The sequence below is a fragment of the Flavobacterium sp. SOK18b genome, assembly GCF_014156605.1.
Classification (GTDB): Bacteria; Bacteroidota; Bacteroidia; order Flavobacteriales; family Flavobacteriaceae; genus Flavobacterium; species Flavobacterium tiangeerense.
In genome coordinates this window covers 23,439-48,003 of the sequence record NZ_QKNZ01000012.1, presented here as the reverse complement: position 1 = coordinate 48,003, position 24,565 = coordinate 23,439, and the positions used below count along the sequence as shown (strand labels likewise).

Annotated in this window: 22 protein-coding genes; 15 read left to right on the top strand and 7 right to left on the bottom strand. The window is 32.6% G+C overall.

The window, feature by feature from the left end:
• Position 1: 1 nt before the first annotated feature.
• From DNC80_RS02945 to DNC80_RS02915, 7 genes are all read left to right on the top strand, one after another.
• On the top strand, positions 2 to 2,986 hold the full coding sequence (locus DNC80_RS02945) for a PAS domain S-box protein (RefSeq protein WP_182649082.1): 2,985 nt from the start codon (positions 2 to 4) through the stop codon (positions 2,984 to 2,986).
• On the top strand, positions 2,983 to 4,116 hold the full coding sequence (locus tag DNC80_RS02940; RefSeq protein WP_182649080.1) for an FIST signal transduction protein: 1,134 nt from the start codon (positions 2,983 to 2,985) through the stop codon (positions 4,114 to 4,116). The genes DNC80_RS02945 and DNC80_RS02940 overlap by 4 nt, the downstream gene beginning before the upstream one ends.
• Positions 4,116 to 5,153, top strand: a complete 1,038-nt coding sequence (locus tag DNC80_RS02935) for an ATP-binding protein (RefSeq protein ID WP_182649078.1) — start codon at positions 4,116 to 4,118, stop codon at positions 5,151 to 5,153. The genes DNC80_RS02940 and DNC80_RS02935 overlap by 1 nt, the downstream gene beginning before the upstream one ends.
• Positions 5,140 to 5,457, top strand: coding sequence for an Hpt domain-containing protein (locus DNC80_RS02930; protein WP_182649076.1), 318 nt, complete (start codon positions 5,140 to 5,142; stop codon positions 5,455 to 5,457). Before DNC80_RS02935 ends, DNC80_RS02930 begins: the two co-directional genes overlap by 14 nt.
• 13 nt (positions 5,458 to 5,470) lie before the next feature.
• On the top strand, positions 5,471 to 6,178 hold the full coding sequence (locus DNC80_RS02925) for a LytTR family DNA-binding domain-containing protein (RefSeq protein ID WP_182649074.1): 708 nt from the start codon (positions 5,471 to 5,473) through the stop codon (positions 6,176 to 6,178).
• A gap of 105 nt (positions 6,179 to 6,283) precedes the next feature.
• Complete coding sequence (locus tag DNC80_RS02920; RefSeq protein ID WP_182649072.1) at positions 6,284 to 6,631, top strand: hypothetical protein; 348 nt, start codon at positions 6,284 to 6,286, stop codon at positions 6,629 to 6,631.
• A gap of 608 nt (positions 6,632 to 7,239) precedes the next feature.
• A complete protein-coding gene (locus DNC80_RS02915; RefSeq protein ID WP_182649070.1) occupies positions 7,240 to 7,953 on the top strand; it encodes a PH domain-containing protein in 714 nt (237 codons plus the stop codon).
• A gap of 90 nt (positions 7,954 to 8,043) precedes the next feature.
• Here DNC80_RS02915 and DNC80_RS02910 read toward each other — a convergent pair whose 3' ends face one another.
• The 3 genes from DNC80_RS02910 to DNC80_RS02900 all read right to left on the bottom strand — a co-directional run bounded on the left by DNC80_RS02910 (position 8,044) and on the right by DNC80_RS02900 (position 11,389).
• Positions 8,044 to 9,144 carry a DUF4407 domain-containing protein gene (locus tag DNC80_RS02910; protein WP_182649068.1) on the bottom strand — a complete coding sequence of 367 codons (1,101 nt, stop codon included), beginning with the start codon at positions 9,142 to 9,144 and terminating at the stop codon, positions 8,044 to 8,046.
• A gap of 177 nt (positions 9,145 to 9,321) precedes the next feature.
• Positions 9,322 to 10,923: a phosphoenolpyruvate carboxykinase (ATP) gene (pckA, locus tag DNC80_RS02905; protein ID WP_182649066.1), complete on the bottom strand. Its 1,602-nt coding sequence runs from the start codon at positions 10,921 to 10,923 to the stop codon at positions 9,322 to 9,324.
• Positions 10,924 to 10,987: 64 nt separating this feature from the next.
• Positions 10,988 to 11,389 carry a DUF423 domain-containing protein gene (locus DNC80_RS02900; protein WP_182649064.1) on the bottom strand — a complete coding sequence of 134 codons (402 nt, stop codon included), beginning with the start codon at positions 11,387 to 11,389 and terminating at the stop codon, positions 10,988 to 10,990.
• A gap of 179 nt (positions 11,390 to 11,568) precedes the next feature.
• Between DNC80_RS02900 and DNC80_RS02895 the strand changes: the two genes are divergently transcribed.
• The 8 genes from DNC80_RS02895 (at position 11,569) to DNC80_RS02860 (ending at position 20,418) form a co-directional block, all read left to right on the top strand.
• Positions 11,569 to 12,939 carry a saccharopine dehydrogenase family protein gene (locus DNC80_RS02895; protein WP_182649062.1) on the top strand — a complete coding sequence of 457 codons (1,371 nt, stop codon included), beginning with the start codon at positions 11,569 to 11,571 and terminating at the stop codon, positions 12,937 to 12,939.
• A 402-nt stretch (positions 12,940 to 13,341) separates the two neighbouring features.
• Positions 13,342 to 14,313: a hypothetical protein gene (locus DNC80_RS02890; protein ID WP_182649060.1), complete on the top strand. Its 972-nt coding sequence runs from the start codon at positions 13,342 to 13,344 to the stop codon at positions 14,311 to 14,313.
• Positions 14,314 to 14,520: 207 nt separating this feature from the next.
• Positions 14,521 to 15,432 carry a hypothetical protein gene (locus DNC80_RS02885; protein ID WP_182649058.1) on the top strand — a complete coding sequence of 304 codons (912 nt, stop codon included), beginning with the start codon at positions 14,521 to 14,523 and terminating at the stop codon, positions 15,430 to 15,432.
• A 152-nt stretch (positions 15,433 to 15,584) separates the two neighbouring features.
• Positions 15,585 to 16,115, top strand: coding sequence for a hypothetical protein (locus DNC80_RS02880; RefSeq protein WP_182649056.1), 531 nt, complete (start codon positions 15,585 to 15,587; stop codon positions 16,113 to 16,115).
• Positions 16,116 to 16,294: 179 nt separating this feature from the next.
• The gene (locus tag DNC80_RS02875) at positions 16,295 to 16,972 is read left to right on the top strand and encodes an SDR family NAD(P)-dependent oxidoreductase (RefSeq protein WP_182649054.1); all 678 of its coding nucleotides are present in this window, start codon (positions 16,295 to 16,297) and stop codon (positions 16,970 to 16,972) included.
• Positions 16,973 to 17,069: 97 nt separating this feature from the next.
• Positions 17,070 to 17,867 (top strand): AraC family transcriptional regulator, encoded by a 798-nt coding sequence (locus DNC80_RS02870; RefSeq protein WP_182649052.1) that lies wholly within the window; start codon positions 17,070 to 17,072, stop codon positions 17,865 to 17,867.
• A gap of 80 nt (positions 17,868 to 17,947) precedes the next feature.
• Positions 17,948 to 19,525, top strand: a complete 1,578-nt coding sequence (locus DNC80_RS02865; RefSeq protein ID WP_182649050.1) for a S41 family peptidase — start codon at positions 17,948 to 17,950, stop codon at positions 19,523 to 19,525.
• Positions 19,526 to 19,533: 8 nt separating this feature from the next.
• The gene (locus DNC80_RS02860) at positions 19,534 to 20,418 is read left to right on the top strand and encodes a clan AA aspartic protease (protein WP_182649048.1); all 885 of its coding nucleotides are present in this window, start codon (positions 19,534 to 19,536) and stop codon (positions 20,416 to 20,418) included.
• Positions 20,419 to 20,571: 153 nt separating this feature from the next.
• On the opposite strand, the gene DNC80_RS02855 is transcribed toward DNC80_RS02860, so the two are convergent.
• From DNC80_RS02855 to DNC80_RS02840, 4 genes are read right to left on the bottom strand one after another with little or no spacing between them, the layout of a single operon-like run.
• A complete protein-coding gene (locus DNC80_RS02855) occupies positions 20,572 to 22,155 on the bottom strand; it encodes a M56 family metallopeptidase (RefSeq protein ID WP_255493152.1) in 1,584 nt (527 codons plus the stop codon).
• A gap of 28 nt (positions 22,156 to 22,183) precedes the next feature.
• A complete protein-coding gene (locus DNC80_RS02850; protein WP_182649046.1) occupies positions 22,184 to 23,548 on the bottom strand; it encodes a M56 family metallopeptidase in 1,365 nt (454 codons plus the stop codon).
• A complete protein-coding gene (locus DNC80_RS02845) occupies positions 23,545 to 23,919 on the bottom strand; it encodes a BlaI/MecI/CopY family transcriptional regulator (RefSeq protein WP_086455077.1) in 375 nt (124 codons plus the stop codon). The genes DNC80_RS02850 and DNC80_RS02845 overlap by 4 nt, the downstream gene beginning before the upstream one ends.
• Before the next feature lie 10 nt (positions 23,920 to 23,929).
• On the bottom strand, positions 23,930 to 24,355 hold the full coding sequence (locus DNC80_RS02840) for a hypothetical protein (RefSeq protein WP_182649044.1): 426 nt from the start codon (positions 24,353 to 24,355) through the stop codon (positions 23,930 to 23,932).
• Positions 24,356 to 24,565 lie beyond the last annotated feature (210 nt).

The following is a 24,565-nucleotide window of genomic DNA, read 5'->3' as shown; positions in this document are numbered from 1 at the left end:
CATGAAAAATCTAGCACTTTGTTTTGATGAAAACAGTTTGAATAGATTGTTCCCGTTTTACATTTTGGTGTCTCCAAATTTTGAAATTATAAGTTTTGGTTCAAGCCTAGGTAAAGTATGTCAAGACTTAGGGAACAACGTTTTGTTTACAAACGTATTTAAAATTAGAAGACCACATGTAGATTCGGTTTCCTTTCAGAGTATTGTTGCACAATGTAACAATCATGTTGTAATGCAGCACAATATTTCTGGTCTTTCCCTGCGAGGACAGTTTGAGTTATTAGGTGAAAATATATTGTTTGTTGGATCTCCTTGGTTTACCTCGATGGTTGAACTCATGAACAAAGGCTTGACATTTGAAGATTTTGCTCCAAATGATCCCTCAATTGATTTGTTGCATGTTCTTAACAATGCTGATAACACTTCTAAGGAATTAAAAGAATTATTGATGACCATCAATGATCAAAAAAACAAGTTGAAACAAGCCAATAAAGAGATCCAAGATATTGCACTATTCACTACACAAAATCCAGATCCTTTAATTCGAATTGATACAAAAGGAAATCTCCTTAAAAGAAATCTTGCAGCGGAACAATTAACAACATTTGTTCATAATGACATTGAGTACAGCACAGAGCATTTTTTTAAATACATTGTTACTCAAATTGATTTTGACAAAGATCGATGGTTTTTTGAAACCCATACAAATGGTAGAGACTATTCATTTTTATGCATAACACTCAAGGACCTTGGGTATGTAAATATTTATGGACGCGACGTCACGGAACAGAAAAAAAGCCAAGCAGAGTTAAACAGATTGTCCCTTGTTGCAAGTACTAATGTTAATGCGGTAATTTTTACAGCACTTGATGGAACCATAAATTGGGCCAATGAAGGTTTTGTAAAACTGACAGGATTCTCATTACAAGATGCTATAGGAAGTACGACACAAGAGTTGTTTCAAGGTGCTTTATCTGAGCAATTTGCATTTGATGCTATTAAAAAAGCGAAAATTGCTGGAGAGCATTTTAACCAAGAATTAATACAGTACAAAAAAGATGATACTTGGTTTTGGGCTAAGGCCGAGGGACAACCTTTGTTTGATAGTCATGGAAATGTAAAAGAATATTTTACATTAATAGAAGATATTACTGAAAAAAAGCGAGACGAAGAAGAGTTTAAAAGACTTTCACTAGTAGCTAGTTTAAACAACAATGGTATCGTTTTTACCAAGCCCAATGGTAAAATATTTTGGTGCAATGATGCCTATTGTTCCTATACGGGCTTTACCAGAGAAGAAATTATGGGTAAAACTCCAATAGAAATTGGTAAGACCTCGGATACTGATGATGAACAGTTGCGAATAATGGTAAGATCTTTTTTTAATGGATTCCCGTTTGATATTGAATTGAAGCATGGCAGGAAAGATGGTAGTTCGTTTTGGACCAAGGCCAAAGGTCAACCCATATTTAATGAAAAGGGCAAGGTTACGCAGTTTTTTGCCATGATTGAGGATATAACACTCAAAAAAAGGTATGAAGAAAGTTTACAAATTGAAAAAGAAAAGTATAGAGGAATAATTGCAAATATGAATCTTGGCTTGCTTGAGGTTGACCTTGATAATAACATCACCATGGCCAATCACAGATTTTCAACTATGAGTGGGTATACTCAGCAAGAGCTCTTAGGAAATAATGCCATAGATGTTTTTGTTAATGAAGGTGGTAAAAGTGTATTGAAGGCAAAAGATAAATTAAGATCCAAAGGATTAACAGATTCCTATGAGTTGCGTGTGTTTGATAAAAATAATCAAGAAAGAATATGGCTGATAAGCGGAGCACCTAATTATGATTTACACGGTAACTTAATAGGTTCTATAGGAATCCATCTTGATATTACGGATCAAAAAAGTCAAGAGCAAGAATTGTATTTGTTGTCTTTAATTGCCGAGAAAAATTTAAATTCAGTTGTCATTGCAGATAAAGAGGGTCGAATAGAGTGGGCCAATACAAGTTTTTTAAAAATGACAGGATATTCCAAAGAGGAAATTGCAATGCGCACACCTGGGGAATTATTGCAAGGTCCAGAATCGAATCCTGATGTCATTTTATATCTAAGGAATCAAATTAGTAAAGGCCTTCCTTTTAATTGTGAGATTATCAATTATTCTAAAAATAAGGAGAAATATTGGGTGCGTATACAAGGACAAGCGCTATATGATAAAAAGGGAAAGATAATTAAATATTTTGCTATTGAAGAAGATGTTAGTGCTCAAAAGGAATTAGAATCACAAAAAGAGAAATTGATATTGGACTTAGCAAAAACAAACAAAGAGCTAGAGGAGTATGCACAAATAGTTTCACATGATTTAAAATCACCTTTACGTAGTATTAACTCATTAATTTCGTGGATTAAAGAAGAAAATGTAAATAATTTTGAGGCGCAAACGCAGAATTATTTTTCATTAATTGAGCACAAAGTGGAAAAAATGGATCACTTAATCGAGGGAATTTTGACCTATTCAAAAATTGATAAAGAGGTTGTAAAGTCAGAAAATATAGATCTACATGAAATTGTACGGAATATTATAGACATTATTCATCTTCCAGATCATATAAGAGTTTCCATTATAGGTACATTGCCTAGAATTAAGGCTGATAAGTTTAGAATGCAGCAATTGTTTCAAAACTTGATCGTTAATGCTGTAAATTATATTGATAAGAAACAAGGTTTAGTTGAGATCTCTGCTAATCAAGATGGTGATAATTATATTTTTGCCATAAAGGATAATGGGGTAGGAATGCCAAAAGCGATTCATTCAAAAATATTTGAAACATTTAAGTCTTTCACAACAAGTAAACATTCAACAGGTCTAGGTTTGTCAATTGTGCAAAAGATTATTACTTTTTACCAAGGAGATATTTGGTTGGAAAGTCAGGAAGGCGTAGGGACCACATTTTTTGTGAAATTAAAGAAGGAGTCATGAAAATTATTCAAGCAAGCAAATCTGCCCATGGAGGTTGGAAATACATACAGGAAAAATCACGATTGCAAAACCCTCTTGTTCTGGTTTTTGGGAATCGATTTTTATTAGAAAATAATGAAAACGTACAGGATATTCGTAATGAGTTTCCTTATGAGGATCTAGTTTTTGGATCTACTTCAGGAGAAATTTCAGGTTCAAGTGTTAATGAAAATTCTGTTTCAGTAATTGCGATCGAGTTTGAAAAAACTTGTTTTGTTGTCAAACGAGCAAATATTTTAGAGCACAATAAAGATGCTAAAAAACTAGGTGAGCACTTGTATGAACAAATGCCAAAAGAAAATCTGAAACATTTATTTGTACTTTCAGAGGGGAGCTTTGTAAACGGAAGCTCATTGATTGCGGGACTTGAAGCTAATATAACCTCAGGATTGTCAATAACAGGTGGGATGTGTGGCGATGATGCGCGTTTTGAAAAAACACTTGCCTCTTACAAGGACGATCCAAAAGAAGGAGAGGTAATTCTCATCGGGTTTTATGGTTCGTCATTAGAGGTTTCGTATGCCAGTTTTGGTGGTTGGATTCCATTTGGTCCTGAGCGCGTAATCACAAAGTCATCGGCAAATATTTTATATGAAATTGATGGACAACCGGCATTAGACTTATACAAAAAATATTTGGGTGATAAATCTAGTGAACTTCCGCAAGCCTCTTTGTTGTATCCATTGAATGTTAAACCATGCGGTAAGAGTGAACCTGTGGTGCGTACTATTTTAAATATAGATAATGAAAAGCAGTCTATGATTCTTGCGGGTGATGTTCCAGTAAATTCAAGAGTTCAACTCATGATGGCATCTGTTGACGGCATTGCACAAGGCGCTAATACTGCTGCAAAATTTGGCATTAAAAACCGTGTCAATTCTCCTGAGTTAGCTCTTTTAGTGAGCTGCGTGGGAAGGAAATTAGTGATGAATCAGCGTGTTGAGGAAGAGATAGAACATGTTCGAGAGGTTATTGGCTTGCAAGTTCCTGTTGCAGGATTTTATTCATACGGAGAAATGGCTCCTTTAAACGGAGAAACAACTTGCGAATTGCACAATCAAACGATGACACTAACCTTAATTAGCGAATAATGCATTCATTATTAAAAAGGCAAATAGATAAAAAATTAGCAGGAGGTCTTAATGATCTGGATATCTTTTTGGATGCAGTTAATGAATCGTACCAAAATTATGAGAGTCAAATAGAGCTGTTGCAAAGGGCTACTAAAATTAGCTCTGACGAGTTATTTGAAGCAAATCAAAAATTACGGGATGAAGCCGAAAGATTAAAAGAATTAAATAAAAATTTACAATCCATTCTTGATTCAATGGGTGTGGGTCAAGAAATTATAGTCAATACTGAAGTTTTTGATTCTTCAGAGTTCATCAAGCAGCAATCCATTGAGATTGTAAAGATCAACAAACAAAGAGAAGAATTGTTGTTCAATCTTGAAAAACAAAACAAAGCATTGAATGAATATGCTCATATGGTGTCACACGATTTAAAGGCGCCTTTACGTAGCATAGACACTTTAATTAATTGGTTCATACAAGACAATGAATCCTTAATGAATGAAACTAATTTGGAGTCGTTAAACAGGATTCTATCAAACGTAGAGAAAATGGATTCGTTAATTAAAGGGGTATTAAATTATTCTTCTATTGAAAATCACATGCACGAAGAACGTTTTATTGATTTGAATGTTTTAGTTCATGATTGTTTGAAAACTATTGAAATCTCAAATAATGTTAGTGTTAAGGTAATTAATGAGCTTCCTACTCTTAAAGGAAATGATTATAGATTGAAGCAGCTGTTTCAAAATCTAATTCAAAATGCGTTGAAATATAATGATAAAGAGTATGTTAAAGTTGATATTTCAAGTACTGTACTGGAACAAGAATATTTGTTTCAAATAAAAGATAACGGGATAGGTATTCCTAAAGCATACCATCAAAAAATATTTGATATTTTTTCTAAATTACAAAATGACGATAACTCCTCAGGGATAGGACTTTCAATCGTAAAAAGAATAATTGAGTTTTATAAAGGAAGGATTTGGCTTGAAAGCCAAGAGAAAGTGGGGACCACTTTTTTCTTCACAATACCGATACATCATGGAAACACCTAATTTGAATTATGTGAATGAATTGTCTGGTCAAAATGGACAATTTAGGATGAAAATTATATCCATCATAAAGAAAGAGCTACCCTTTGAGGTTGAAATGTATGACAGTTATATGCAGCAATTTGATTTTTTTAATGCTGCACAATCCGTTCATAAACTCAAACATAAAATTTCTATACTAGGTCTCGAAAAAAGTTATTATCTTGCTGTTGATTATGAGCATAATTTAAAAAATGACTCGATAACTTTAAAAAATGATTTTGAGGTAATTTTAAAGACGATGTTGGATTTTGTTGTAAAACTATAAAAAAAAAAGACGCATGAATTGCATTATTGTTGATGATGAAGAAATGGCAAGAGCTATCATAGCGCAATTTGTAATAACTTCAACAGATATTCAATGTATTGGAGAATTTTCAAGTGCTATTGATGCAATGAAATTTTTAAATCAAAATCAAGTAGATCTTATATTCTTGGACATTCACATGTCTAATTTCACAGGTTTTGACTTTATTCAAAGCATTAAAAATCCTCCACATATTATATTGGTAACTTCTGATAGAGATTTTGCTTTTGAAGCTTTTGAGTATGAGTGTATTGTAGATTATCTTGTAAAACCTATAACTGAATCTCGTTTTATAAAAGCGATTCATAAAGTTATTGCTATAAAAGCAGATGAGTCACTATCAAAAATAACCTCTCAAGTCGAAGAAAAGTCCAATCATTTCTATGTTAATATAGACCGCCGCTTGATAAAAATTGATAATGTATCAGTAAACGTTATTGAAGCCAAAGGGGATTACATTCATATAAAAACGGATCACAAAAATTATATTGTTCATTCAACAATGAAAAAAATAGAAGATAAACTTCCCAAAGATTTATTTTTAAAAATTCACCGTTCCTATATCATAAATGTTACTAAAATTATAGATATAGAAGATAACAGTGTTTTAATTGCAAAAGATGTGATTCCAATTAGTAGATCAAATAAGACAGAACTTTTAAAAAGAATCAACGTACTATAGATTAGTATTTTTATTACAAAAACATACAAATAATGTATTTTATCGATTATTTTTGCACTTAATCTATAAATATGCTATTTTAGACTAGGTTTTAAAATAGCAACTATGAAAGTAAATTTACCCAATGGATCAACTTTAGCTCTTGATTCTTCAAATGATGATTTATACCATTATTTATTGGTGTCCAAAAGATGGACTGTTCAGAACGATTCAAATATTACTTTCGTAAGGAAAAATGCTTTAGGATACTGCTATAATTTAGAATGGGCAGGACCATTAACTAAGTATGAAGCCTTGAAATTGAGTAGTAGCAGTACATCAATAACTATTATAAGTATTGCTAAAATACGACCTTTCCTCAAGACAATCAATGATAAAATATACCTTCCAAATACAACTGATGTTCGCAAAGCTCTTGGTATTGATAATGATGAGGTACAATTTGCCTACTAAAAATTACAATTTGTATTATTGATTATTCTTATAAAATTTCATTCATCTACACTTTTAAACCGTTTACCTAAGGTTTATCAGCACTTATCGAAAACATCACTTGGTACCCTGAGTTTAATGGTATCTTTACATTGTAATCAGGATTCAAAACCCTTTTTGTCCCAAAACAAATATTTTAAATACTGTTGTAATGGATTATGAAAATAGTCCTTGTCATTGTTAAATGTTTTTTAAAACAAGTTTAATTGGTTAGTTTCATTGTTGAGTTAGTAAAGAAAGACCGCTGCCACGAGCGGTCTTTTTTTTGTCATATAGCTAGCAAAAAGAAATTACTTCGCAACTTAGTTATTTAGTAGTACAACCAATTGCGATATAAAGGCACAAGCAAATCAGAACTGGTTTTTCTTTTAAAAATTTTGGTTACTGATATTGTTTGCTTAGCCAAAATATAGATTCGAAAGTGGGACAGCCACCACTATATGCTTCCTGTTGTTTTAAAAAGGCTATTTTTATTGACGTATAAATTTGAGTTCGATTTTAATTTGTAAATTTGGTATTATTTTTGTCCTCTCCCTATAAAACAAAGCTTTAAAACAATTGTACGAATTATGATAGATCAAATTAAAAAGTTTCTTAACGAAGACCAAGATCCTAAAGCAATAGAAAAAATTGCTGCTAAACTGAGTGATTTATTAATGAAAAACGAAGAGGTAGGATACATAGCGGTTCAAAAAAAACCAGCAATTACAGTCTTGCCGGATAGTATTGTTTTGACCAATAAAAGAATCATAATTTGTCAGCCTAAAAACCTTGGGCTATCTATGAATTTCATTGATTATACCTGGGATGAAATAGAGGGTACCTTTGTGAAAGAAAACATTCTAGGATCTGAGTTTTCATTTACAACTAGAACCAACATGGAAGTGTCAATTGATTATATTCCAAAAATACAGGCTCGTAAAATTTTTACGTATGCCAAGGAGCAACTTGATATTTTAAAAACAGGCGTGGTAAGTGCTATAACTGTTGAGGAGGCACAATCAGCTGCGGTTGTTCCTGATGCTGAAATTATTGAGGAGATGGAAACTGAAGAAGTGACTAGTTTTGCCGAAATAATGCCAGTTGCTGTACTGCCAGCTTATAATTATGAAAAGGAACAAGAGGCAACAGTTCCGGAGCCAAGTAAAGAAGCGGGACTTGCTAGTTTAACTCAAGACGAATTGTTTGAAAAACTACAGAATTATAAAAAACTACTAGACAATGGTTTGATCTTACAAGGCGAATACGATGCTTTTAAGAAAGAAATTTTGAGTCACATGTAAATAGTGTTAGAGTCATAAAGTCAAAAGTCCTAAAGCCAAAAGATAATTTACCTTTTGACTTTAGGACTTTTTTTATGCTTAATGATTTTTTTACAATGTTCTTTTCTGTTTTTCTACAAAATTAGTGGACTGCAATTCTAGTAAATCAGTCGCGTTTTTGCGTTGCAATTCATACAGTTTTTTATCCTCGGCAATGTCATTGTAAACTTTGTCATGCATCGAAGCGCTCGTTTTTATCAGCAAAGAACGTTGGTATTTGTCTTGTTCAATGGTTGCTTTCAATGCGGTTTCAAGATCTTCTAATTTAAAATCGTATTCGCCTTTTGGAGCTAATAGCTTTGCAATAATTGGCGAGGTTTCAATCGCTAAAAATAGCAACATGATGAAAAACGATGGCAGCCAAGGCAGTTTGTTCAAAGCATTGATTCGGGCCATTAAACCATCAAATCCATCAATAATAGGTTGAGTTTCGGTAACTTTTTTGTCTAAATCAGCTTGTAAAGTTTTTGTACTCTTTTCCATATCGGCAATTTTGGTCAAGTTGGTTTTTTGCAGGGTATCTAATTCTTGTTTGGCCAAATCATGCTTGGCAATTTTTTCTTTAAAAACAGGACCTTTGCCTAGTTTTTTGGTTCCTGCTGTTCCTTCGGCCTCTTTGATATAGGTTTCGTATAAGGTATTAACCTCTTTCTCTTTGGTTGTTATTTCTAATTTCAGCTTGTCAATTTCAGCTTTGTTTTTGTCTAAATCGCTTTTGAAATACGTAGCCACCTCTTTTTTATTGGCTAGAGCCATCGCATTTTTCTCTTTCAATAAAACGGTATTGATTTCTTTTTCGAAAATTTTAATTTCTAAAGGTTTCGAGATTACAATGGCAATAATTACCGCTAAAATAATTCGGGGTGTAGCTTGTAAAAATTCGGCACCAAACTGATCTCGTTTTCGAATAGTAGAAACAATAAAACGATCCAAATTAAAAATAAGAAAAGCCCAGACAACTCCAAAAGCAATTGCTGGATAAATGCTGTCAAATACGGTGAATAGGGCATAAGCACTGGCTAAAAATGCCATAACGGCTGTAAAGAATACGGTGGCGCCTATCCCTACATATTTTGTTTGCTCACCTTCTGAACACGTTTCTAGAAGGTCTTTGTCTGCCCCTGAGCATAGAATGAAAAATTGTTTTAACATGATTGTAGATTGTTTTGATTGATTTGTGTTTTTGTCACGAGGACGTTTTGATTACTTACAAATTTAACGCCAAAAAACGAATCGCATGCTAAAATGTTGATTTCTTTTGTCTTACCACATAAAAAAAGTAAAGCCGCTCTTTACGAACGGCTTTACAAGTGTTGAATTATAATTAACTTATGCTAGTGGAGCACCTGCCATAATCTCTGGATTGGCAAATTCTTCAAATTTTGCAAAATTTTCTTTGAATTTTTGAGCAAGTTCTAATGCTTTTTCATCGTAAAGCTCTGGGTTTTCCCAAGTATTTCTAGGATTCAAAATTTCACTAGGAACATTAGGACATGATTGTGGTTTTGCAATTCCAAAAACTTTATGGTTTTCATAAGCAACATTATCAAGCTCACCGTTAAGTGCTGCTGTGATCATGGCTCTTGTGTATTTTAATTTCATACGGCTACCTACTCCGTATGCACCACCGGTCCAACCTGTGTTGATTAACCAAACCGTTACATTAGCATCTTTCATTTTTTTGCTTAACATTTCAGCATATTTTGTTGGGTGCAAAGGCATAAATGGTGCTCCAAAACAAGCCGAAAAATTAGGCTGTGGTTCTGTTACTCCAGCTTCTGTTCCTGCAACTTTAGCGGTATAACCAGATATAAAGTGGTAAGCTGCTTGACCTGGTGTCAATTTTGCAATAGGAGGCAAAATACCAAAAGAATCTGCAGTTAAGAAAAATATGTTTTTAGGATTGTTACCTATAGATCCTGGCTGGATATTATCGATATGTGTGATTGGGTAGCTTACGCGTGTGTTTTGAGTGATGCTTACATCTTCAAAGTCTACTTCATTGGTGCCTTCTTTAAATACTACATTTTCAAGGATAGCTCCTTTTTTAATAGCTCTAAAAATGTCTGGTTCATTTTCTTCGCTAAGATTAATTACTTTGGCATAGCAACCTCCTTCAAAGTTGAAAACGGTATTTTCATTGGTCCATCCGTGTTCGTCGTCACCAATCAATTTACGATCTGGATCAGCTGATAAAGTTGTTTTACCGGTTCCGGACAAACCAAAGAAGATAGCTGTATCTCCTTTTTCACCTACATTGGCACTGCAATGCATAGGCAATGTGTTTTTGAAAACAGGTAAAATGAAATTTAATGCAGAGAAAATTCCTTTTTTCATTTCTCCTGTATATCCTGTACCGCCTATTAAAACTACTTTTTTAGTAAAGTCTAATATGGCAAAATTACTTTGGCGCGTACCATCCACAGCTGGATCAGCCATAAAACTTGGTACACAAAGTACCGTCCATTCTGGTGTAAAAGTAGCTATTTCAGATGCTTCAGGTCTTAAAAACATATTGTAGCAAAACAAGTTTGCCCAAGGAGTTTCGGTTACCACACGAACATTCAATCTGTAATTTGGATCAGAACATACGTAAGAATCACGTACATAAACTTCTTTATTAGATAAGTAAGCAGTTACTTTATTGTATAGTTTTTCAAAAGCAGCAGGCTCAAACGGGATGTTTACTTTACCCCACCATACTTTGTCCTCACTGATGCTATCACGCACAATAAAACGATCTTGAGGCGAGCGTCCTGTGTATTCTCCTGTATTTACAGCCAATGCTCCTGTTGAATTCTCAATGCCTTGACCTGTTTTAATTGTAATATCGTGTAATTCTTCTGGGGATAACTGGTAATGAATGTTTACATTTTCAATTCCTAAATCTTTTAACGAAATCGATTGCGAGAAAAGCGTGTTATTGTCCATAAATTTAGTGTGTATAGTTACTTTTAATAGACTGCAAAAGTAGAAATTATATTTCAGTTAGCCTTTAATTCTGATGATTTTGTGATTTTTTATCAAATATTGATGCCAATAACAGAAACCAAGCAATAATTAGTAGGAGACCGCCTATTGGTGTTACGAATCCGATAATTTTAAAATCGAAAGTAGTGAGGTTGTTGGTAGCCAAAAGATAGATAGATCCTGAGAATAATGCTACGCCCGAAAGCACTAAATAATAAATGGCTTTTTGCTTTTTTTGTGAAAGAGTATCATAGTTCCCTATGAAAAGTAAAAACAAAGCATGATACATTTGGTACCGAACTCCTGTTTCAAATGTTGCCAATTGATCTATGGAGAGAACCTTTTTCAAGGCATGCGCTCCAAAAGCGCCTAAAATTATAGCAATCATTCCTAAAATTGCACCGCTGGCTATGATTCTTTTTTTCATGGGTCTTGTATTTAGTACAAAAGTATTTGATCTTAAATGAAATTAAAAGTTTTTGAGGCCTTTGTTTTGGCGAACGCATGTTAAAAAAAAGCTGGTTTTGTAGGTTTTAAATAAAATAATCACACTTCATTTGTTATAAATACAACAATTATGTATGTTTGTGTTATAAATATATAAAAATGAGAACAATTTTAATCATTGGCGCAGGAAGATCGGCCTCTTCTTTAATTCGGTATTTGCTTCAAAAATCGGAACAAGAACAGTTGCATCTCGTTATTGGTGACTTGTCATTGGCTTTGGCCCAGAAAAAAACCAACAACCATCCTAATGCTACCGCAATCGCCCTTGATATTTTTGATGAAAAGCAACGGCAACAAGCCATTCAAAATGCCACCATTGTCATTTCTATGCTGCCCGCACATTTGCACATTCAAGTGGCCAAAGATTGTATCACGTACAAAAAGCACTTAGTTACGGCCTCTTACGTGAGTGATGCCATGCAAGAATTAGATGCTCAGGCTAAAGCAAATAATCTTATTTTCATGAACGAAATCGGACTTGATCCGGGAATTGATCACATGAGTGCCATGAAAGTGATTGATGAAATTAAGGAGAAAGGCGGCGAAATGATTTTGTTTGAGTCTTTTTGTGGCGGATTAGTCGCTCCAGAATCAGACACGAATTTGTGGAATTATAAATTTACTTGGGCGCCGCGCAATGTGGTGCTGGCAGGTCAGGGAGGCGCCGCTAAATTCATTCAAGAAGGAACCTACAAATACATACCGTATTGCAATTTGTTTCGTAGAACCGAGTTTTTGCAAGTAGAAGGTTACGGTCGTTTTGAGGCGTATTCTAACAGAGATTCCCTAAAATACCGCTCTGTGTACGGACTAGATGATGTACTCACCTTGTACCGAGGCACCATTCGTAGAGTAGGTTTTTCAAAAGCTTGGAACATGTTCGTACAACTCGGCATGACCGATGACAGTTACATCATGGAAAACTCAGAGAACATGAGCTACCGTGAATTTGTCAACTCGTTTTTGCCGTATCATCCTACCGATTCGGTTGAAATCAAGACTCGTTTGATTCTCAAAATTGACCAAGATGACATCATGTGGGACAAATTATTAGAACTTGATTTGTTCAATCCCAACAAAAAAGTAGGTTTAACAAACGCCACACCAGCCCAAATATTAGAGAAAATATTAACCGATAGTTGGACCTTACAAGAAGAGGACAAAGACATGATTGTCATGTACCATAAATTTGGCTACGAGATAAACGGCAAAAAAGAACAAATAGATGCAAAAATGGTTTGTCTTGGTGACGATCAAACCTATACTGCCATGGCCAAAACCGTAGGTTTACCCGTTGCCATGGCCACATTATTAATCCTGAATGGTAAAATCACCACGCCAGGCGTACAATTACCCATTCGCAAGGAAGTATACGAGCCTATTTTAAAAGAGTTAGAAGAATACGGCGTAATTTTCAATGAAACCGCCATGCCGTATTTAGGATACAATCCTGATAAAGAGTTTAGTTAGTAGTTTTTTTTAGATTTATAGTTGGATGAATCCGCTCCTTTTCAGTAAGTAGCGGATTTGTTTTTTTAGATAGTTTTATTTTTAGTCTTTGGGCGTGCCCCTCCGTGAAAAACTTCGGGTCTGGCTGTACGCTGCAATCTTTGTGTTTTTAAAGAAAAAACACAAAGGATTTGCGCTGCCATCCTTCACGCGAGCCCAGTTTTCAGCTGTTGATTTTTTAATAATTTGTAAGATAATTTTAATATATTTGAAAAACGCAAAGCGAAACAAATCTTATATTATTTACATATGTTTGGTTGTGTATACGAAGGTTTGTTTCGTTTATATGTAAGTTAACTGAAAGTTTAAAAACCACGTTTACAGATATTTAACGTAAAAAAAATAAAATTAATCTTTTGAAGTATGAATAAAGCAAGAATTGTTAGTACTAACGAAATTATAAAAGCTGAATCTTTACTTGAACTTTATCCAAACTATTCAGAGCTTGAATTTATATGTATTGATGAGAAATGTTCTGTCCGAATGGCTCCAGCTTGCATCAATAAAAAAGACCATAGAAAACCTCATTTTAAAAAATATAGAAATAGAGAACATATCGAAACTTGCGAATATGCCACTTTAAATGAATTAAATCAAACGGGACAAAATCAAAGATTGAATAAAATACAAATTAATAAAATTGGTTACCCATCTGTTTTTAATTTAAATGAAGATAACGATAATGTTGAAGAAAAGAAAACATCACAAGCAAGACTTGGCAATGAGGATGAAGGAGTAACAGGTATTGGTGGAATAACAAAAGTATATGAATTTGATAGTGAAAATATCAAATTTGACAGAAATAACAAAGTTCAAAGTATAGATAGAATTGTAGATTGGTATTTAGGATTTCCATACAATAGAGATGTTGAGATAGAAATAAAAGGTATAAAAATTCAATATAGACATTTTTTTAAAGGCATTAAAGACTACACAGAATCTTCAAAATTACATAATGAACGAATTTTTTATGGCAAAATTATGTTGTCAGAAAAAAACAAAAATGTATTTGACAAATTTCCCGAAAGCGTTTATTTCAATTTGCTTGGTTTTCAAAATAAAGATGAAATAAGTGGAAAAAGAAATAACTATTCTGTAAAAATTGATAAAAAATCAATATCTAAAAATCTATTATCACGACTTAAAAATAAATACAATTTATTATTTGAGAAAGCATTTACAGAATTCAAAAATAAGTCTAATGAACCGAATGTTAGTTTATATATTTTTGTATATGGTACAATTGATGAGAATAATGATACATTGTTGAATGTTAAACAACATCATATTACATTTAGATATGATGAAATTAGAAAAACAATAATTGAAGAGTAACAATTACATAAAAGTCTAAAACAAAATATAAATTAAAAACAAAACCTGCAGTTAACAGCAGTTACACGAGATTTGGGTATCGGTCATCAACTGAAACTTGGTTTTGTGTTGTAAAGTTCAGTCTTTAACCGAAAAATAAGGCGTACTTTTTCCCAAACCTCGTGTAGCTGCGAAACGTTGGCAGAAATCATATCTAAAAAACGGAAAATGCATATTGAAGATTATAGACAAAATGATTACCAGCAATTAGTTTTGGCTGTATTGAGTCACTCTGATAAATCAAATATTGAATTGACTTTTAATGAATACTCAAATCACGGTTTTGCAAATACAATGTTTGATATTCAAGATTTAGAAAATCAAGATAATTATATAAATAATGGCAGAAGAAATATCGTAAGTGTTTCAATGTGGTTTTTAGCATTAGAAGCTTATATCAATGCTATTTGCAAAGTTACGTGTGTCATTAAACAACTAAACATTGATGAAATAATTAATAAGGAAATTTCGGGAAGAATTGTCTTTCTAATTGAAGAACTTGAATACAACAAGTTTAATATTCAAAAAACAGGCATTTTTAATAGAGTCAATGAATTTCGTAAATTTAGAAATGAAATATTTCACGATCGCCACTCAGGGGATGAAATTAAATTTAAAAACACATTGTTTTCATCAAAACCAAATAGAGGTAGTCAAATTGATGTTTTTCAATCTTTAAAAATATTCCTTGAAATTGCATCATTATTTCGGTATTCGATTCCTGGTTTAGATTTAATGCCAAATATCGCAATTGGTAATGAAAAGCAAATCAAGTTTGCAAAACTTGATCAAGTATATAGTAGATTTTTAGCTCCTTACTTCCAAAGAGTCCTAATTAAGAGAAGCTTAAAAACTAAATTAGATCTTTCATTTACGCTTTATGAATTAAAACCCAGCACTATCTTTAATTTAGGTCAAATAGTAATAATGATGAAGATAAAACAAGATGAAAAATACAACATTTCAAACTTGGAAAAAACTAATCTAGGAGAAGAACTTTATAAATTAATTTTCAACTCTGAATTTAGTACTGTAGCAGAAAGCTTTATAACTGATGAATTAAGAAACATAACGAAATAATGACTTTTGCCAATACTAGTTAAAACAATTTGAGTTTTAGGCTTAAGAGAAAGTTGGTTTTGTATTTGGGAGATTTAGCTAATCCTATAGTTACTGGTCATGTTGCCCAAAAAAAGCCTTAAAATTAAAAACAAATTATGAAGAAAAGCACAGTGTTATTTTTAATAATTTTAATTTCAATTTCTTGCCAAAACAAGCCGACAAAACAAGGTAAACTTGTTGAAAAAGCTACGGTTGAAAATACTAAAATAGAAAACAATCAAGCAAGCAAAAATTCCGAAAGTGCAAAAAAATGGCTAATTGAAACTATCAAAACTTATTTTAAAAAAGAATTTCCGAAAATGACAGGGATAACTACCAAAACTTATGAGGAATACAAAACTGAAGCTACTAATGTTGACTTAGATACTGACGTAGCAATGACTCAAATAGAATTTGAAAATAAATGGAAAAATAAATATGACACAAAATATTCAGGAATAGGATTTGGGTTTTTAATATCAGGACAGGATTGGGGGAAAATTGAAATCACAAAATGCAATTTAATATCTGAAAAAGATGGTAGTTATGTTTTTCAAACTATTTTGAGTGATGCTGAATTTAAAACTGACTATAAAAGAGATATAAGAATAATCAAATCTGGAAATTCTTTTTTAATAGATGATGTTAAAGAATATAATTAAACGTATAAAACAAAGCCACTAATAAACGCTACGAGCAATTTGGGTTTTAGACTTAATTTAAAATTAGTTTTATATTTGGGAATTTTGTGTTAAACCGAAAAATCTTGCATCTTTAATCCACAAACTCGCCAAATGAGGGTATTTTGTGTGCTATATTGCCAAAAAACTAAAAAAGGAAAATGAATTTAAAAAATAAGATTGTCCTAATTACAGGAGCAAATTCAGGAATTGGAAATGCTTTAGCAGAGAAACTAATTGCTGAAAAATATTATGTAATTGGAACTTCCAGAAATGGGAAAATTGAAAATATTAAGTCTGAAAACTTATTTGTTGTAGCATTAGATTTGACAAATCAAAAGTCAATTGAAAATGCGAACAAAATAATTAGAGAAAAATTTAACGGAATTGATATTTTAGTTAATAATGCCGGAATTGCGCCAGATTTAGATAAAACGGAACCAGATTTAGAAAGTTTAAGATCAACTTTTGAAACGAACGTTTTTGGACTTGTGAATTTTACCGAAACTGTTTTAGATTTAGTAAATCAAAACGGAAAAATTTTAAATATTTCTTCCATTATGGCAACGCTGAATACAACATCAAAAATTGATTCAACTGCTTACAGAATGTCTAAAGCGGCATTGAATATGTACACGAAAACTTTATCCGCAAGATTGAAAGATAGAAATATAGATGTGAACTCCATTCATCCAGGTTGGGTAAATACAAAATTATCAACTGAAGGTGCACCATTATCAACAGAATTTTCTGCAGACGGAATATTTAAACTAATAGAAACCGGAATGAAAACGGGAACTTTTTGGAATGCTGAATTACAAGAAGAAATGTTGTGGTAAAAAAACACATCACACAACAGCTACGACGGCGCATTTAGACAATCAGCTTAATCGAAAAATGATTTTATATTGGGGAGATTTACGTTAATTGAATAAAATGAAAACAAAGATAGTTTACCCTAAAAACCCTTTATTGAAAAAATTTATTCAATATTTTTTATTCTTGACTAAAGGTGATAATGAGATGATAAGTCAGTTGTGTTATCCAAATACGAACCATTGTCTTAGTTTAATTAAAGGTGGAGAAATGATCGCATTAAATGCAAACGAATATAGTATTTTACCTTCCACAAGAAACAGTAGTTACTTAACAGGTATTTACAAAGAACCTATTAAGATTATCGCAAAACAGCCATATCAAGAGCTATGCATAAACTTTAATCCATTGGGTTTGGAGGCTATTTTTGGCGAGCAACTTTCACAAAATATTTTTAAGAATAATATATTGAGTGAAAACAAAAATTGGAATCCGTTGTTTGAAATTGTTTTTAGCAATGATTCATTAGAGCTGATTCAAAACGAAATTGAAAGTTTTTTTATTTCTATTTTACGAGATGAAATGCTATCCAATAGTTTGTTGTTTAACGAAACCGTACGGGCGAATGAAATAGAGGATTTAAATGATTTGTTATGTAAAAGCTATCGTTCAACACACAGGTATTTTGTAAATCAATTGCAAACTACTCCCAAAGAGTATTTACAAATAAAAAAAGTTAGAGAAGCGATGTCTCTGATTTTAAAAAATGTTCCGTTAATAGAAATTGCTTTTTTATTAAATTTCACAGATCAATCACATTTCATAAAAACATTTAAAAAATACACAAACATAACGCCCTCTCAATTTAAACAATCAAGTTCTCAGGTTGATAATACGTTGATTTGGAATTTGGAATAGTATTTAAAATATTTGGCAGATTTTTACAATTTTCATTTTTTAAGGTAATCTACTTTTGCATTTCACTGAAAAATATAAAAATGAAAATCTATCCTCGCCAGTTCTTCACTGTTATTTTAATATTGAGTTTTTCCAACATCAAAGCGCAAAATAGCCCGAAACCTCATAAATACCTTGAAAATACTCCGCAACTTACCCACTCACAGATGTTAACGGATTATGATTCGTTAGTGTCCTATATAAAGCAAGTAAGCCCAATTATTCAATTTAATAAAGAAGTAAGGAAAATTGACTTTGATAAGCATACTAATAAACTCAAAAGGAAAATCACCTCTAAAACAAGTATGGAGGATTATCTTTTTTTAGTACAAAAAACGTTGAATGTAGCACAAGACGGGCACACTAGTAGACCAGGTAAATGGCTGTTGGATATCATAAAAAAGGATTGGATTCCAAAGGGTATTGCAGAATTAGATACACTAGACTTTCCTCATAATTATAAATATGACGATTTTTTAAATAAAAACTTTTATACTAAGACAAAATTAGAACTTGCTTACATCAATGGTGAATACTATAATTTATTGCCATTTTCTTATCAAGGAATAAGTTATCCTGCCTCAATGAAGTTAGTAAGTTGTAATGGTAAAGAAATTCATCAATTTGTTAAGAGTATGGAAGAATTAATCTCTCCGCTAAGGTGGGACAGGATTAATAATAAAGTCTATCATGAGAACTTTTATACAGTTGGAGAAATATATAAAAACAACCATTTAAAATTAACCTTCGTTGATACTAAGCAAAAAAGCAAAACAGTAACTATTATTAAAGATGATACGGTTACTTTTCTAGAACAGAAAAAAAATAATTTTGGTTACAATACCAATACAGATCCTGTTATTACACATTACTTTGAAAAAGAGCAACTCTTTTATGGAAAAATACCCACGATGGATGAAAAACTGGGGGATACTTTGATCAATCGTTTTCAAAAAACAATAAATAAGTTTGCTGTAAAATCTATTGTATTAGATGTTCGAGGAAATGGAGGAGGTAGTGATAATACCTATGGTAAGTTTTTAGGAAAGATACTAAAGGATACCTTGAAGATGAATTTGACTATAGGATATATATTCAGCCCATTAAACGGATTAAAAAAAGACTCTATTATTAAATATGGTTTAACCTTTGACAAAGAAGGCCCAAAACTAAAAGATCTTGAAATGTTTTATAGTAAGATACCCAATTTTAGTTTTTTCTATCCATCGAAAGAATTAATTCCGTTTGAGGGTCCTATCTATGTATTACAAGATAGATTTATATTTTCTTCGGCAAGTAATTTATCTAGCTTAGCCTATAAAACTAAACGTATCATTAGTATAGGTGAAACACCAAATTTATTAGGAGGTGTTCAAGCAAGAACCTCCGTATTTAGTCTACCGTATAGCAAATTGATTTTTAGAGTAGAACCGCAAATTGATTTTACGGATTGTAAAACGGTTGCTGATATTTTCCAAAATCAAGTAGAACATTTTATCACTTATCCTATTGATTTTTTACACGAACGCACCACAACAAGTCAAGACATTTTTGGAAAAGACTTCTTAATGCAGAAAGACCCAATGTTTAAAAAAGTAATAGAACTTGAACTTCAATAATACTAAAAATGAAAGAAAAATTATTGGTTTATTTTTTAATACTATGCAGTAGTGTTTCGGCTCAACAAAAAATAACTAGTGAGTGTATTCCGTTTATAATCAACGAGCAAAATACAATTATTATAGAAGCCATTTTCAATGAAAAAGACACACTACATCTTAACTTTGATACAGGAACTACTGAATTGGTTTTGACAAATGATGCTCTAAAAAATAAACTCAAATCGATTCCAAAACTGTATAATACGTTTTACAATTTAAAACTAGGAAACGCAACGTATAAAACCAAAGTTTATGATGCAGCATTATCAGGACACGGAACAGACGGGAGATTTGGTTGGGATTTATTTAAAGATAAAGTTGTTGAAATTAATTATGATAAAAAACTATTAATCATCCATGCAATATTACCAGATAGCATTGAAAAAAATAGAAAATTCACTAAACTTGCTATAGAATTTTATAAAGACCTTTTTTTAATTCAAAGTATGATTAAGCAAAACGGAATTTCTAATAAGGACTTTTTTTTGTTTGATACAGGTTACCAAAGAACAGTAATGTTAGATAACGATTTGTTAAAACAAAGTAAATTTCCAATTGAAAAAATGGAGGTTGTGAAAAAAGTCATCATGAAAGGAGCACAAGGAAATGAAATTCCGGTTATTACCTCAATACTAAAAGTTTTGAAAATTGGAAAGCATACCCTAAAAAAAATTCCTATCCAGCAAATAACGACCAATAAGCCGTTGAAAAACAAAAGCATTCACATTTTGGGTAATGAAGTTTTGAAAAGGTTTACTGTGTTTTTGGACTTTCAAAACAATTTTGTATACCTAAAACCAAATCTTTTATTTAACGATAATTACACGGATCAAAAGGAAAATAGCCTATAATTGCCACTTGGCAAGATTTAGTTTTTAGGCTTAATAATTATTCTGTGCCAAGTAGATGTGGTAATTCCCAAAATAGTCCCGAATTAAAAAAACATAACATTTATAAAAAGCAAATCCGCTTCAGGTCTAGGCTTGAAGCGGATTTGTTTTTATTTAGGATTTAGCTGATTGTATCGTTATTGGTAAGCTATACATTACCCTAACCGGAACACCATTCATTTTACCGGGTAACCATTTAGGGGATAATTTTATAACACGCACAGCTTCGTCACCTGTACCGAAGCCAATATCGCGAATGTTTTTTACGTCACTAATACTACCGTCTTTTTCAATGATAAAAGTGATGTAAACCTTACCTTTTAAATTGGCTTGTTCTGGAGTTTTAAAATTCTGCCCTACGAATTTATAAAATTCCATCATTCCACCTGGGAAATCAGGTTTTTCTGTTATTCCAGTGGTAGTGTAAATATCTCCAACTTGATCGCTAGAGGTCAATTTCGAAGCTTCGACCTGATAGTCTTTTTCTAAAACAGTAATGGTGTCATTATTTAATTTCACTCCTTTGCTGTCTACTCTAAATCCATATCTATTGTAGTATTCTCTTTCTGTACCTTTTGTTACATAAAAATGAACATCATTGTTGATGTTAATATAGCCGTTAGCAGCAGGGTTACCGTTAATGTCTACAGATCCTTTGTCATTAAAATAAAGGCTACCAATTTTGGTATATTCTTCGTTCCTAATTTTCACGACCTCTAGTTTCTTTCTTTTTACGGTGTCGCTTGGTTTTTCTGCCTTTTCAATTTGTTGCAATGCACTTTTGGCAATGGCAATTTTCTCATTCAAAATTGGTTGCTGTTGCACAATTGTATTGTTCTTTTCTCTCGCAACTGTTTTAATGCAAAAGGCAATTAAAAGTATCGATAGTACGGGGATAATTGTCATTTTTTTGACAAGGGAAATCTTTTGAGAGGTGGTTTTAGTCATCATAAGTAATCGTTTTTTAGTTATTAAATAGTTCAAATTACTGGCCAAGTAAAAAGTTGGGTTCGCGTTTGCCTTTGAAAGCAACAAAGATTGGTAAAACGGAACATTGTTATAAGAGTGTACTACTTTCTCATCGGCGAGAAATTCGTGGTTGAGTTGTATGGCTTTTTTGTAAAAAATAAAAATAGGGTTGAACCAAAAAATGGTTTTCAATACTTCGATAGCCAAAATATCCAAAGTGTGTTTTTGAGTCACATGCGTAAGCTCGTGCGTGTACAATTCGGCTTCAACTTGACGGTTGTTGTATTCTGTTTCGTTGATGAAAATGGTATTCAAGAACGTATGCGGTAGCGTTTTTTCGGGAACCAAGACCAATTGAGCATTATAGTATGCAATGGGAGTATTGGATTTCATTTTTTTTGAAATCTGCACCACATTACGCATAAATCGAAACCCCAAAACTACTGTGACCAAACCATACAATCCCCAAAGCGCTATTGCTACATAGTTTGTCTCTTCCACTACAACGGCAGTAGTTGGTAGGATTTGGATATTTCCGGGTGTTACTGTGGGTTGTGCAATTTCCTGAACAATTTCAATAGTTATAAACGGAATCACCATTGCAAAAACTAAAGCAAACAACAAGTAAAACCTATTGAAACGGTGCATTTTTTCCTTTTCTAGCAGCAAGTAGTAAACTCCTAAAAGCACCACGAGGCTGAGGGTCGATTTGATTAGAAAGTCGGTCATTTTTTCTTTTTTAGAATTTCACTGTCAATTAGATGTTTCTTACAACCATGCTAATAAAAACAGGCTTTGGAAATGTTCCTGCTTTTATTGTTTTTTCGATCACTTTAAAAGAAACACTTTCTCTACTTTTTTTTATTATCATTTCACGTTCAGAGTTTGTGAATAGAGCATAATGATTGAGACCAATACCATAAGGTTTACCGTTTCGTTCTGGTTTATAAAATCTTAGATAGCCAGCAATTTCTTCTACATTATGTTTTTTTAAATCAATATTGTTCAATTTTTTTCCTTTAAATAGTCCTGAAAACTTAGAATCTTTGGTCCAACTGTCAAATTCTTTTTGTGTTGGCTTTTTCATTGAAGTTTCTGGTGGAACTTTATGAATGTAGAGACGCTTTTCATTTGGAGTTAGTGCTTCGTATTTTTTGTCTAATAGCACTTTTTTTGAATCATCTTTCACAATTAATTGTGTTCCTTTGTAATAAGCGTCTCTTTTTTTAATTTCAGACTGTTCGGTAGTATTGTTGTTTGTGTTGGTTTGAGCAATTGTTTGTATGCACATTAAATTTACTAGTCCAGTAAATAACGGTATCAAAATGATTTTCTTTGTAAATGATTTTGAGCTTGATGTGGTTTTATTCATCATAAGTAATCGTTTTTTAGTTATTAAATAGTTCAAATTACTGGCCAAGTAAAAAGTTGGGTTCGCGTTTGCCTTTGAGAGCAACAAAGATTGGTAAAACGGAACATTGTTATAAGAGTGTACTACTTTCTCATCGGCGAGAAATTCGTGGTTGAGTTGTATGGCTTTTTTGTAAAAAATAAAAATAGGGTTGAACCAAAAAACTGTTTTCAATACTTCGATAAACAAAATATCCAAAGTGTGTTTTTGAGTCACATGCGTAAGCTCGTGGGTATACAATTCGGCTTCAATTTTACGGTTGTTGTATTCCGTTTCGTTGATGAAAATGGTATTCAAGAACGTATGCGGTAACGTTTTTTCGGGAACCAAAACCAATTGAGCATTCTGGTAGGCAATGGCTGTATTTGATTTCATTTTTTTTGAAATCTGCATCACATTACGCATAAATCGAAACCCCAAAACTACTGTGACCAACCCATACAAACCCCAAAGTGCTATCGCTACATAGTTTGTTTCTTCTACTACAAAGGCAGTTGTTGGTAGGATTTGGATATTTCCGGGTGTAACTGTAGGTTGTGCAATTTCCTGAACAACTTCAATCGTTATAAACGGAATCACCATCGAAAAAACCAAAGCAAACAACAAGTAAAACCTATTGAAATGGTGCATTTTTTCCTTTTCTAGCAGCAAGTGATACACACCTAAAAGCACCACGAGGCTGAGGGTTGATTTGATTAGAAAGTCGGTCATTTTTTCTTTTTTAGAATTTCACTGTCAATTATTTTCTTGAGTTCTTCCAGTTCCGTTTGTGACAAATTGGTTTCTTTGGTAAAAAAAGAAGCAAATTGTGATGCCGAATTATTGAAGAAATTACTAATCAATCCGTTGACGTGTTTCGAGAAATAGTCGGTTTTTTTGACCAATGGATAATATTCTCTTGAGTTTCCATATTCGCGGTAGGCTACAAATTGCTTGTCAATCATGCGTTTTAGCAAAGTAGCAACCGTTGTGGTAGCAGGTTTTGGCTCTGGATAGGCTTCGAGTAAATCTTTCATGAATGCTTTTTCGAGTTGCCAAAGGTGTTCCATGAGTTGTTCTTCGGCGTTGGTGAGCTGTTGCATGTGTATTTTTTTAATTGGTATATGTTTCTTGAACGGGTATTCCTTTTTCGTAGATTTTGGTGCCTAGTAAAACTCCTTCTGAGTCATAAAATTGCCAATACCCGGTGGGTAGCCATTCTTCTTTTGAGTCGATTAGATATTTTTTTGAAAATCCTATCTGCTGTATTCTTCCAGTGTTGTGGTATTTAATGACATGGCAACTGTTCTTTTTAAATTTTTCTTGTGATAGTAATCTTTCACCCACGAACTGCTTCCACGTTCCGGTTTTGTTTCCTTTGCGGTAACGACCGATAGCACTAGATTTAACATTCATAAACTCCTTACTTTCTATCCATTTTCCGGTTTTGTAACCGTTTTTAGTTTGATTGATGCTGCAACTTGTAAGGCTGATGCAGAGGCTTATAAGGATGATAAAATAATAATTGCGGTTTTTCATATTCTACAGTTTGAAACATTGCTCTACAAATGTAGAGTAAAATTTGAAATAAACAAATGTTTTGTATAAAAAATGTCTGTCAAGGATTTACAGTAGCAATTGGAATAGAAGTGCTGTTCGGCTTTGGATGGATTTAACTGTAGGTAATATGTAGCCGTAAGAAATTTGATTATATTTGAACAAAGAAAAACGAAAGAGCCGATTGAAAAT

Excerpts from the sequence above, each read along its gene's own strand:
- DNC80_RS02945 (WP_182649082.1), top strand. The coding sequence starts at position 2 with ATGAAAAATCTAGCACTTTGTTTTGATGAAAACAGTTTGAATAGATTG.
- DNC80_RS02940 (WP_182649080.1), top strand. The coding sequence starts at position 2,983 with ATGAAAATTATTCAAGCAAGCAAATCTGCCCATGGAGGTTGGAAATAC.
- DNC80_RS02935 (WP_182649078.1), top strand. The coding sequence starts at position 4,116 with ATGCATTCATTATTAAAAAGGCAAATAGATAAAAAATTAGCAGGAGGT.
- DNC80_RS02930 (WP_182649076.1), top strand. The coding sequence starts at position 5,140 with ATGGAAACACCTAATTTGAATTATGTGAATGAATTGTCTGGTCAAAAT.
- DNC80_RS02925 (WP_182649074.1), top strand. The coding sequence starts at position 5,471 with ATGAATTGCATTATTGTTGATGATGAAGAAATGGCAAGAGCTATCATA.
- DNC80_RS02920 (WP_182649072.1), top strand. The coding sequence starts at position 6,284 with ATGAAAGTAAATTTACCCAATGGATCAACTTTAGCTCTTGATTCTTCA.
- DNC80_RS02915 (WP_182649070.1), top strand. The coding sequence starts at position 7,240 with ATGATAGATCAAATTAAAAAGTTTCTTAACGAAGACCAAGATCCTAAA.
- DNC80_RS02910 (WP_182649068.1), bottom strand. The coding sequence starts at position 9,144 with ATGTTAAAACAATTTTTCATTCTATGCTCAGGGGCAGACAAAGACCTT.
- pckA (WP_182649066.1), bottom strand. The coding sequence starts at position 10,923 with ATGGACAATAACACGCTTTTCTCGCAATCGATTTCGTTAAAAGATTTA.
- DNC80_RS02900 (WP_182649064.1), bottom strand. The coding sequence starts at position 11,389 with ATGAAAAAAAGAATCATAGCCAGCGGTGCAATTTTAGGAATGATTGCT.
- DNC80_RS02895 (WP_182649062.1), top strand. The coding sequence starts at position 11,569 with ATGAGAACAATTTTAATCATTGGCGCAGGAAGATCGGCCTCTTCTTTA.
- DNC80_RS02890 (WP_182649060.1), top strand. The coding sequence starts at position 13,342 with ATGAATAAAGCAAGAATTGTTAGTACTAACGAAATTATAAAAGCTGAA.
- DNC80_RS02885 (WP_182649058.1), top strand. The coding sequence starts at position 14,521 with ATGCATATTGAAGATTATAGACAAAATGATTACCAGCAATTAGTTTTG.
- DNC80_RS02875 (WP_182649054.1), top strand. The coding sequence starts at position 16,295 with ATGAATTTAAAAAATAAGATTGTCCTAATTACAGGAGCAAATTCAGGA.
- DNC80_RS02870 (WP_182649052.1), top strand. The coding sequence starts at position 17,070 with ATGAAAACAAAGATAGTTTACCCTAAAAACCCTTTATTGAAAAAATTT.
- DNC80_RS02865 (WP_182649050.1), top strand. The coding sequence starts at position 17,948 with ATGAAAATCTATCCTCGCCAGTTCTTCACTGTTATTTTAATATTGAGT.
- DNC80_RS02860 (WP_182649048.1), top strand. The coding sequence starts at position 19,534 with ATGAAAGAAAAATTATTGGTTTATTTTTTAATACTATGCAGTAGTGTT.
- DNC80_RS02855 (WP_255493152.1), bottom strand. The coding sequence starts at position 22,155 with ATGACCGACTTTCTAATCAAATCGACCCTCAGCCTCGTGGTGCTTTTA.
- DNC80_RS02850 (WP_182649046.1), bottom strand. The coding sequence starts at position 23,548 with ATGACCGACTTTCTAATCAAATCAACCCTCAGCCTCGTGGTGCTTTTA.
- DNC80_RS02845 (WP_086455077.1), bottom strand. The coding sequence starts at position 23,919 with ATGCAACAGCTCACCAACGCCGAAGAACAACTCATGGAACACCTTTGG.
- DNC80_RS02840 (WP_182649044.1), bottom strand. The coding sequence starts at position 24,355 with ATGAAAAACCGCAATTATTATTTTATCATCCTTATAAGCCTCTGCATC.